This window comes from Synechocystis sp. PCC 6714 (assembly GCF_000478825.2).
Lineage (GTDB): Bacteria > Cyanobacteriota > Cyanobacteriia > Cyanobacteriales > Microcystaceae > Synechocystis.
This window is the reverse complement of sequence record NZ_CP007542.1, coordinates 3,476,259-3,485,441: the sequence shown is the minus strand read 5'-3', so window position 1 is coordinate 3,485,441 and position 9,183 is coordinate 3,476,259. Positions and strand designations below refer to the sequence as shown.

Genomic DNA, 9,183 nt, shown 5'->3' with positions numbered 1-9,183 from the left:
ACTGTAACAGTACAATTCAGTTTTGAGCTAGAATCACCTAGTTGTGACCGGGATCATCACAAGGTTTATGTTCTCTATATTTGGGGAAACTTATTCTAAATGCCTTGAAATGAAATGGCCAGAAACGCGAAAGCCCCCACCACCACCAAAGCGATCGCCACGACAAAACTAATCGACAAGCGGGGCTGATAGATGAAACCTCCCCGTTCAATGTGTTTTAAGTCCTGACGATGGTTAATGGCCGCCGCTAATAGCGCCAGGGTACCAATAACGATAAAGGATAATCCTAGAGTACGGGATAGGTGGAAACCACTTCTACCATCGGGAAAAGCTCCATGGATGGCCGCCACAATCCGATCAATACCCACGCCAAAACTAATGAGGGAAAGACTAGTACGAATCCATGCCATCAATGTTCTTTCCGCGGCGGCTCGGCTACGTTCCCGAGCTAATTCATTGGCCAGATTGTAGGATTCTGGCGGTGGAGGAAAATTATCCATAAAAATGCAAGTCAGGGGAAGTAGAAATTATCTACAAATTGTTGAAGAGAAAGAAAGCTAATGGTGGACTGTGACCGTTGGCGATTATAAAAAACCTCAATCCAATTCAGCAATACCAGTGCAAGGGACTTTGGCGTGGCACTAGACTGGATTTGAAAAATTGTTCCATACCCCAAATTATTCCCATTTGAGTGGAGCTAACATTGACCATCCTTTTCAGGAAGTATACTGAGGATTAATTTCTGGAAAATACAAGACCATGTCATTATTTCCTGCTTTTGTCTCCTTACTAGGGATTCTACCAACAACCGCCGTTCAGCAAGCTCCTGTCATTGTTGAAGCCCACTCTTTTCTTATCAGCCAAGCTAACGCCGCTGATATTTTAGTGAAATTGCCCCGGCCCCAGGGCAGTCCCAGTAATGTGGGTAGTATGTTTATGGCCAATGCCTATGGACAACAGGGATTAAATTTCCAAACCAAGGGTAAACCGGCTCCCACAATGAAGTTTTACCAGGATGCTCTGACCAAAATGGGCTATGCAGAAAGAACTATCAATACTACCCAAGGAGACTGGGGCTTTAGCATTGTCTTTGACACCCCTGCTGGGCTGACCTTGACCCCCAAAGATGCAGGAAAAACAGTGGTGTTAGTCATTCAAGGAACCATGCTTGGGCCAGATACCATTAACCTCAATCTCCGCTTTGAAGAGATTTAATCCGGCGAAGAAGGCAATGGTCTCACCGGTCTGACATGCTTAATCTGGCAAGACAAATTCTCTGGTGTGGGTAGGGCCAACATTTATTACAAATCAATACTGAAGAATTATAGTCAATCAAAGTAAGATTGAGACGGCCAAGGTCTTTACCAAAGACGCTTTTAGCTCCGGTCAGTGTCTTACTTTCAACTAAATCAACTATATTTTCAGAAAGCCCAAAAACTACCAAGTGGGGTCATCGTAAAGATTGACTTCCAATTCCTGTACTCCCACTGGCACCGCACTAATGCAAGCGCAAATGGGAGTGCCGTCCCCTAATTCCACTTCGCAGGCATGGCAGGAGCCCATCAAACATCCCGTGGGAATGAGCACGCCAGCCCTTTCCGCCACGTCTAGAATCGGTTCCCCTACCCGAGCAATGGTACTTACATTGTCAGGCAAAAAATGTACTGTTACTACCATTTTTGTTTCCTATAAGATATTCTGTTCCGCTTTTGGGGTTGTAGCTCTCGGTGGATGTTGCACGCCCTGAATTTAATGATTTTCCAGGTCGGCGATCGCCTTGGGCACGGCACTGGTTAACACATCGGGGCCTTGGGCGGTGACCAGTACATCATCTTCAATGCGAATGCCAATACCCCGCCATCGCTCTGGCACTTCCGGCTGTCCCTCAACGGGTTTAATATCGGGGGCAATGTAAATGCCCGGTTCCACCGTGAGCACCTGGCCTGGCTCCAACGCTGTCCAGGTTTCCTTATCCCGTTTGTAGTTCCCGGCATCATGGACATCTAACCCCAACCAATGGCCGGTACGGTGCATATAAAAAGGCTTATATTTTTCCCCTTTGATAATTTCCTCCTTATCCCCCACCAACAAACCTAAATCCATGAGCCCGTCCACAATAACCGACACCGCCGCATCATGGTACTCGTGGTAGGGACTGCCCGCCTGTACCTTGGCGATCGCCGCTTCCTGGGCAGTTAAAACAATTTCGTAGAGGGTCCGTTGCTCAGGGCTAAACTTGCCGTTGATGGGAAAGGTGCGGGTGATGTCGCCGTTATAGTAACCGTAGGAACAACCGGCATCGATCAGCAGTAAATCCCCATCCAGTAAAGGGCAATCATTGTTGATGTAGTGCAAAATACAGGCATTTTTCCCCGCCGCCACAATGGAAGGATAGGCTGGCCCTAAGCCCCCCTCCCGACGAAAAATAATTTCCAATTCCGCCTGCACTTGATATTCGTAATGCCCCGGCCGAGCAAATTCCATGGCCCGCTGATGGGCGATCGCCGATAGATCACAGGCTCGGCGTAAAAGGGCTAATTCTGTTTCACTTTTCACTTGCCGCAGGGGATGTACCAAGCCTTGGGAATTAACTAAAGCCTGGGGACCATAGCCCCGTCGGGGATAGGCGGCCAATTGTCTTTGCCAATGTTTGAGGATGGTTTGGTTTAATGCTTCATCTCGACCGAGATAGTAATAAATTTTGTCCGCTTTTTCCAGATACTTCGGTAAATGCTCATCCAATTCCCCAATGGGATAGGCAATGTCAGCCCAAAAGCTGGATTGAACCCCCTCCACACCGTAGCGAATGCCCGTCCAGGTTTCCTTGGCCGGATCCTTGGGTTGGACAAACAAAATAAATTGATGTTCTTCGTGATGGGGCGCAAAAACGGCGATCGCCTCCGGTTCATTGAAGCCCGTTAGATAATAAAAATCACTATCTTGACGGAACACATATTCCACATCGTTGTGCATCACCGCTTGGGGCGCACTGGCAAAAATAGCCGTCCCCTGGCCCAACTTGGCCATTAGGCGATCGCGACGTTGACGATATTCAGCGGAACTAACAACCGGATGCATGGGCAAAAGTCAGACGAGTGGAAGGTCAATTCCCCCATTCTACTGGTTGGGGAAAAAGCACGACCAGGGCAGGTTCAAACCCGAGGTTTATGGAGAAGGTGGATAATATTTGCCCAAGAGCAAAGATAACTTTTCGTAGGTAGCCGGGGGAAACTTATCCGGGGGGGTCAGTACCGCATACTGCAATGCGTTGTGGGCAATGGACTCGAAAGGATTGACCGCCAATTGTTTAACGGTTTCCACAATCACCCGTTGGGCGTTGACCGCATTTTTTTGCAGATTGCCAATAACCATTTCCACCGTCACATGGTCATGGTCGGGATGCCAACAGTCGTAGTCTGTTACCAGTGCCAAAGTGGCATAGGCAATTTCCGCTTCCCGGGCCAATTTTGCTTCCGGTAAATTGGTCATGCCGATGACAGTACCGCCCCAACTGCGATATAAATTTGATTCCGCAATAGTAGAAAAGGCTGGCCCTTCCATGCAGACATAGGTGCCTCGGTCGTGGAGTGTAACCCCCTCCAACTCCAAACTGGCGATCGCCATAGAAAGACGTTGGGCCAACTGGGGACAGATGGGATTACCAAAGCCAATGTGGGCCACTATGCCCTCCCCAAAAAAGGTGGAAACCCGCTGGCGGGTACGGTCAATGAACTGATCGGGAATGACCATATCCAAAGGTTTTGCTTCCCCTTGCAAAGAACCCACGGCCGATGCAGAAATTAAATATTTAACCCCCAACTGTTTCATGCCATGGATATTGGCCCGGAAGGGAATCTCACTGGGCAAAAGGTGATGGCCCCGGCCATGGCGAGCTAAAAAAGCTACCTGCACGCCGGCTAATTCCCCCACAATGAAACTGTCTGAGGGAGAGCCGAAAGGGGTATCTAGGGCCACTTCCTCAATATTTTTCAGGGCTTCCATCTGATACAACCCACTGCCGCCAATAATGCCAATCTGTGCGTTCACCATGGTGGAATTCTCTGCCCCAAAAATTAAATCGACTATATCAGCCTACATTGCCGGGGCAATTGTTATCCCCAATAAAAGCGCTGTAAGCTTGCCATTGACCAGGAAGAAAAAGCTAAACTGGAGGGCAATTTGATTATCCTAACTATCTTAGGCAACCCTCATGTGTGGCATTGTTGGTTACATCGGCACCCAAACAGCGGTCAATATTCTCATCGAAGGGCTGGAACGCTTGGAATACCGGGGCTATGACTCCGCCGGCATTGCCACTGTCACCGAAGGCAAAATTGAGTCAGTGCGGGCCAAAGGCAAACTGTTTAACCTCAAGGAGAAGCTAGAAAACCACAGCAACTTTTCCCGTCTTGGCATTGGCCACACCCGCTGGGCCACCCACGGTAAGCCAGAGGAGCATAACGCCCATCCCCATTTGGATAACCAGGAACGGATTGCCGTTGTGCAAAATGGCATCATCGAAAACTATCAGACCCTCGGGGATCAGTTAAAGGAGAAAGGCTATCAGTTTTACTCAGAAACCGATACCGAGGTAATTCCGATTTTAATTGCCGATATTCTCAAGGATTTGCCCAGCGATGACCCCGATGAAGCTCTGTTGGCTGCCATTGCCAAAGCGGTACACCTTCTCGAGGGAGCCTTTGCGATCGCCGTCCTGGATGCCCATTGCCCTGAACAGCTAATTGTGGCCCGCCAACAGGCCCCTTTGATTTTAGGCTTTGGCCAGGGGGAATTTTTCTGTGCCTCCGATGTGACAGCCCTAGTGCCCCACACCACCACGGTATTGTCTCTGGAAAACGGCGAAATTGCCCGTTTAACCCCCCTAGGGGTAGAAGTTTACGACTTTAACCTGAAAAGGGTGAGAAAATTACCCCGTACCCTGGATTGGAGCGCCACCACGGTGGAAAAACAGGGTTTTCGGCACTTTATGCTCAAGGAAATTTACGAGCAACCGGCCGTTGTCCGTACCTGTTTAGCTACTTATCTGGATGAGCAATGGCGGGCCGCCGATAATCCTAAGCATAGTCCTGCACTGCTGGGTCTAGACCCCCAATTGACCAAAAATCTGCAAAATATTCAAGTTCTAGCCTGTGGCACCAGTTGGCATGCTGGTTTAGTGGGTAAATATCTACTGGAACAATTGGCGGGCATTCCCACCACGGTGCATTACGCATCGGAATTTCGCTATGCGGCCCCTCCCCTCACCCCCCATACCCTCACCATTGGGGTAACTCAATCGGGGGAAACGGCGGATACTTTGGCGGCGTTGGAAATGGAAAAACAACGGCGTTCAACCCTGGAAGATGCCTATAAACCCCTCATTTTGGGCATTACCAACCGGCCCGAAAGTACTTTGGCCACCATGGTCAATGAAATTATCAACACCCATGCGGGCATTGAAATCGGGGTAGCGGCCACTAAAACCTTTGTGGCCCAGGTGCTAGCCTTTTATTTCCTGGCTTTGGACATTGCCTTTCAGCGACGTAGCCTCAGCCTAGAGGCGATCGAGGAAATTATGGTGGGTCTACGGCAATTACCCGCCCAGATTGAAACTATTTTGGAACAACAGGGCAGTGCCATTGAATCCCTCGCCCATGAATTCGCTGAAACCCAGGATTTTATTTTCCTTGGTCGGGGCATTAATTTTCCCATTGCCTTGGAAGGAGCTTTAAAACTTAAGGAAATTAGTTATATCCATGCAGAAGGTTACCCCGCCGGGGAAATGAAACATGGCCCCATTGCCCTCTTGGATGCCAAGGTGCCTGTGGTGGCGATCGCCATGCCAGGATCGGTCCATGACAAGGTAATTTCCAATGCCCAGGAAGCCAAAGCCAGGGATGCCAGGTTGATCGGAGTCACCCCCATGGACGACAACCAAGCCCGTTCCGTGTTTGATGATTTATTGTTGGTGCCCCACGTGGAGGAAATGCTCTCCCCCATTGTGGCGGTGATTCCTTTGCAACTTTTGTCCTATCACATTGCCGCCCGCCGTGGTTTAGACGTGGATCAACCCCGCAATTTAGCTAAATCCGTCACCGTGGAATAGTCCATTGGTCAATCGGTTAATATCCCTAGGATTCTGCCCACAGGAAAAAGCTGTGGAACAATAATAAGTAAACCAATTTATCCCTTTACTCCCATCACTCCCTTGGTGGGGCAAATTTACACTATCCCCATGAAAAGCAAAAAATTTTCCTGGTCAAAAAGCATCGTTGCTTTACTTTTGGCTGTGGGTTTGTGGCTAGGAATAGCGGATTTGCCCACCTATGCTCTGGGGGGAACCCAACCGGAATTGGGTCAATCCGCTCCCCTGTTTACCCTGCCCAGCACCGCCGGAGATGGGGAAGTTAGCCTGACGGATTACCGAGGACAATGGGTAGTTTTGTATTTCTATCCCCAGGATTTTACCCCCGGCTGTACCCTGGAAGCCCAACGTTTTCAACGGGATTTAAGCAAATACCAAGCCCTCAATGCCCAAGTGATTGGGGTGAGCGTAGACGATTTGGATTCCCACGAAGCTTTTTGTGATGCGGAAGGACTTAAATTTCCCCTGCTGGCGGACTCGGACGGCACAGTGATCAAGTCCTATGGTTCTTGGTTAAGTGGCATGGCCCTACGACACACTTACCTCATCGATCCCGATGGTGTTCTACGGGAAAGATTTCTCGGAGTTAGACCCGCTACCCACAGTGAGGAAGTGTTGGCCCGGTTGGCAGAATTACAATCCTAATCGCTAGTCTTACGGCATTTCCCAAAACTTTACAACTCAAACGTGGGCTTGATCAGGGCATTTTGGCGGTCTTGACATGCAAGATACACCGCTTCCAGTAGGATTTCCGGGGCGCTGTCGTTGAGGGGAGCGATGAGGCGCAATCGATCTTTTACCTGTTTGGCTAACCTTTTCTCTGCCTGTTCCCTGGCTTTGGGTAATAAATCCTGCCGACGGAGGAGATAATCCCGAATGACTAACCAATGATCTGCTGTAATTCTCTCTAACCCTGGCCATTGTGCCAACTCAGCGGCGAGAATCTTCGCTTGCTCCGGTCGTTGTAATTTCAGGCGATCGCCTCTTTGATCTCGACTTTCCCGAATAACTAAAGTCCCTGCCAGTAAATCGCCAATGCGTTTTTCTTGGCGACCAAAAATGATTAATAAAGCACCAATGTAAAGAAAATCATCGATGGGGCGAAACAAGGCCCGTAAACTGGCCTCCTGTAGGCCCACAGGGCGGCCATCTCCACGGATGACCCGAATTTTAGCCCTGCGCTTACCGGGGGTTTGCCCCTGCCAGAGGGTCTCAAAAAAGACAAAATAGCCTACATAAACCGCAAAAATGAGGAAAATTTGGATAGCGGTGAGCCAGAGTTGCCATTCCCCGGAAGCGTAGAGGGAAAGATTGTAGGCCAACACCGCCCAAACAATCAGCAAAAACAAAATAACGCTTCCCAGACAGACATAGTCGATCAGCACCGCATAGAGACGATTGCCAATGCCCGCCAAAGTGAATTCGAGTTCGACGCTTTCGGGGGTTTCCACCTGGTAATGGTTGAACAGGGCCATGGTTTCTAGCTCGAAGGGAGGAAAGGAAAAGGAAGGGAAACAATAACGGTTCCAAGGGAAATGGGCTTGGCGGTTTTATCCCCGGGGCAAGCTTTAAAATTTCGCCCGATCGCCGTAAGATGAAGGCTGGCAAAGCTTGTTTTTATTGGCGTATTTAACAAAAGACTATGGACATTTTGACATTAGGTTGGGTAAGCGTGTTAGTTCTGTTCACCTGGTCCATCAGCATGGTGGTGTGGGGTCGCAACGGTTTCTAGGGCAAAACCTGGATTTCCCGCTGTTTAAGAATCTTTGATACCGTGGAAGCAACTCCTGTCCTTAATACCCTTTTCTTAGCGGCCCTAGTGATGCTGGTGCTGGTTAGTGGTGGCATTCTCTACCTCACCACCCTGGAATGGCGCGATCGCCGTCGGCAGGATCGGGATAAAAAAATGGGTCGCTAGTTTTGGGCGATTAATTTTGAGCGATTGATAAATTAACGGGTAGGGGATGATTTTACCCCTCTATGTCGCCGCCATTGTGATAGCCTATGGGTTTTTCCCGTCTACCGGTGATCGGGTTGTTCATGGCCCTAGTCACCACTGCCTTTTTGCTGGTTGCCAACTTCAACCAAAGTCCAACTCCGGCTAGTCTGGCTAAAGATGCCCCTGGCCAAAGCCGGTCCCCTGGGTTGGTTGTTGTAGCGGCCGGGGATATTGCCTGTGCCCCGGAAGACCCTGGCTTTAACAATGGCTTAGGGACAAAGGAACGTTGTCAGATGGCGGCTACGGCGGATTTGGTTGCTAGTGCTAATCCTAGTCTCGTTTTACCCCTGGGGGACAATCAGTACGAACGGGGGGAATTGGCCAACTACCAGGCTTCCTATCAACCCACCTGGGGCAGATTTGACCCCATTAGCAGACCCATTGCTGGAAACCACGAATATTATGGCCCCGATAAGAATGCGGCTGATTATTTTGATTACTTTGGGGAGCTAGCCGGCGATCGCCAAAAGGGTTATTACAGCTACGACCAGGGCGATTGGCATTTTATTGCCCTCAATTCCAATTGCAAATACATTGGCGGTTGTGAAATGGGATCGCCCCAACAGCAATGGCTAAAGCAAGATTTAGCCCAAAATAATAAAGCCTGCACCCTGGCCTATTGGCACCATCCCCTCTATTCCTCCGGTGCCCATGGCAATCAAAGGCAAATGGCTGATCTTTGGCAAACCCTCTATGATGGCGGAGCGGAAGTGATACTGTCGGGCCACGACCACTTGTACGAAAGATTTGCGCCCCAGGATGCCCAGGCTAAACTGGATACTGACCGGGGTATTCGCCAGTTTGTCATTGGCACCGGCGGGAAAAGCCTTTATCCTTTCAGAACATTGCAACCTAACAGTGAAGTTCGGGCAATGGGGGTTTATGGGGTGCTAAAAATGGAACTTCAACCCGACGGTTACCGCTGGCGATTTCTGGCCGCTAACACCACTGAGTTTAATGAGCAAGGACAGGATAGGTGTCATTAGTCCCTCAGCTTGATAAACAAGTCCTGGAAAACTGATTCAGTGCCTTTATCCCC

11 protein-coding genes are annotated in these 9,183 nt (G+C 49.6%); 6 read left to right on the top strand and 5 right to left on the bottom strand.

The annotated features are described in order from the left end of the window. Positions 1-95: 95 nt before the first annotated feature. Positions 96-500, bottom strand: a complete 405-nt coding sequence (locus D082_RS15910; RefSeq protein WP_028947520.1) for a YidH family protein — start codon at positions 498-500, stop codon at positions 96-98. 259 nt (positions 501-759) lie between these two features. On the opposite strand from D082_RS15910, the gene D082_RS15905 reads away from it, so the two are divergent. Beyond that, entirely contained in the window at positions 760-1,215 is a 456-nt protein-coding gene (locus D082_RS15905) for a hypothetical protein (RefSeq protein ID WP_028947519.1), read from the top strand. Positions 1,216-1,437: 222 nt separating this feature from the next. Here the strand turns inward: D082_RS15905 and D082_RS15900 are convergent, their stop codons facing one another. The 3 genes from D082_RS15900 to D082_RS15890 form a co-directional block, all read right to left on the bottom strand. Continuing rightward, complete coding sequence (locus D082_RS15900) at positions 1,438-1,677, bottom strand: 2Fe-2S iron-sulfur cluster-binding protein (RefSeq protein WP_028947518.1); 240 nt, start codon at positions 1,675-1,677, stop codon at positions 1,438-1,440. 72 nt (positions 1,678-1,749) lie between these two features. Next, a complete protein-coding gene (locus D082_RS15895) occupies positions 1,750-3,078 on the bottom strand; it encodes an aminopeptidase P N-terminal domain-containing protein (RefSeq protein ID WP_028947517.1) in 1,329 nt (442 codons plus the stop codon). A gap of 87 nt (positions 3,079-3,165) precedes the next feature. Continuing rightward, positions 3,166-4,050 carry an S-methyl-5'-thioadenosine phosphorylase gene (locus D082_RS15890; protein WP_028947516.1) on the bottom strand — a complete coding sequence of 295 codons (885 nt, stop codon included), beginning with the start codon at positions 4,048-4,050 and terminating at the stop codon, positions 3,166-3,168. Between the two features lie 160 nt (positions 4,051-4,210). Here D082_RS15890 and glmS point away from each other — a divergent pair, with 160 nt between their 5' ends. Beyond that, positions 4,211-6,106 carry a glutamine--fructose-6-phosphate transaminase (isomerizing) gene (gene glmS, locus D082_RS15885; RefSeq protein WP_028947515.1) on the top strand — a complete coding sequence of 632 codons (1,896 nt, stop codon included), beginning with the start codon at positions 4,211-4,213 and terminating at the stop codon, positions 6,104-6,106. Positions 6,107-6,235: 129 nt separating this feature from the next. Then, complete coding sequence (locus D082_RS15880) at positions 6,236-6,790, top strand: peroxiredoxin (protein WP_028947514.1); 555 nt, start codon at positions 6,236-6,238, stop codon at positions 6,788-6,790. Between the two features lie 29 nt (positions 6,791-6,819). Here the strand turns inward: D082_RS15880 and D082_RS15875 are convergent, their stop codons facing one another. After that, on the bottom strand, positions 6,820-7,620 hold the full coding sequence (locus tag D082_RS15875) for an RDD family protein (protein ID WP_028947513.1): 801 nt from the start codon (positions 7,618-7,620) through the stop codon (positions 6,820-6,822). A 167-nt stretch (positions 7,621-7,787) separates the two neighbouring features. Here D082_RS15875 and petN point away from each other — a divergent pair, with 167 nt between their 5' ends. From petN to D082_RS15870, 3 genes are all read left to right on the top strand, one after another. Further along, positions 7,788-7,877 (top strand): cytochrome b6-f complex subunit PetN, encoded by a 90-nt coding sequence (gene petN, locus D082_RS17890; protein WP_010871354.1) that lies wholly within the window; start codon positions 7,788-7,790, stop codon positions 7,875-7,877. Positions 7,878-7,919: 42 nt separating this feature from the next. Next, positions 7,920-8,063 (top strand): hypothetical protein, encoded by a 144-nt coding sequence (locus D082_RS18780; protein ID WP_193386669.1) that lies wholly within the window; start codon positions 7,920-7,922, stop codon positions 8,061-8,063. Positions 8,064-8,149: 86 nt separating this feature from the next. Next, complete coding sequence (locus tag D082_RS15870) at positions 8,150-9,130, top strand: metallophosphoesterase (RefSeq protein WP_028947512.1); 981 nt, start codon at positions 8,150-8,152, stop codon at positions 9,128-9,130. Positions 9,131-9,183 lie beyond the last annotated feature (53 nt).

Excerpts from the sequence above, each read along its gene's own strand:
- D082_RS15910 (WP_028947520.1), bottom strand. The coding sequence starts at position 500 with ATGGATAATTTTCCTCCACCGCCAGAATCCTACAATCTGGCCAATGAA.
- D082_RS15905 (WP_028947519.1), top strand. The coding sequence starts at position 760 with ATGTCATTATTTCCTGCTTTTGTCTCCTTACTAGGGATTCTACCAACA.
- D082_RS15900 (WP_028947518.1), bottom strand. The coding sequence starts at position 1,677 with ATGGTAGTAACAGTACATTTTTTGCCTGACAATGTAAGTACCATTGCT.
- D082_RS15895 (WP_028947517.1), bottom strand. The coding sequence starts at position 3,078 with ATGCATCCGGTTGTTAGTTCCGCTGAATATCGTCAACGTCGCGATCGC.
- D082_RS15890 (WP_028947516.1), bottom strand. The coding sequence starts at position 4,050 with ATGGTGAACGCACAGATTGGCATTATTGGCGGCAGTGGGTTGTATCAG.
- glmS (WP_028947515.1), top strand. The coding sequence starts at position 4,211 with ATGTGTGGCATTGTTGGTTACATCGGCACCCAAACAGCGGTCAATATT.
- D082_RS15880 (WP_028947514.1), top strand. The coding sequence starts at position 6,236 with ATGAAAAGCAAAAAATTTTCCTGGTCAAAAAGCATCGTTGCTTTACTT.
- D082_RS15875 (WP_028947513.1), bottom strand. The coding sequence starts at position 7,620 with ATGGCCCTGTTCAACCATTACCAGGTGGAAACCCCCGAAAGCGTCGAA.
- petN (WP_010871354.1), top strand. The coding sequence starts at position 7,788 with ATGGACATTTTGACATTAGGTTGGGTAAGCGTGTTAGTTCTGTTCACC.
- D082_RS15870 (WP_028947512.1), top strand. The coding sequence starts at position 8,150 with ATGGGTTTTTCCCGTCTACCGGTGATCGGGTTGTTCATGGCCCTAGTC.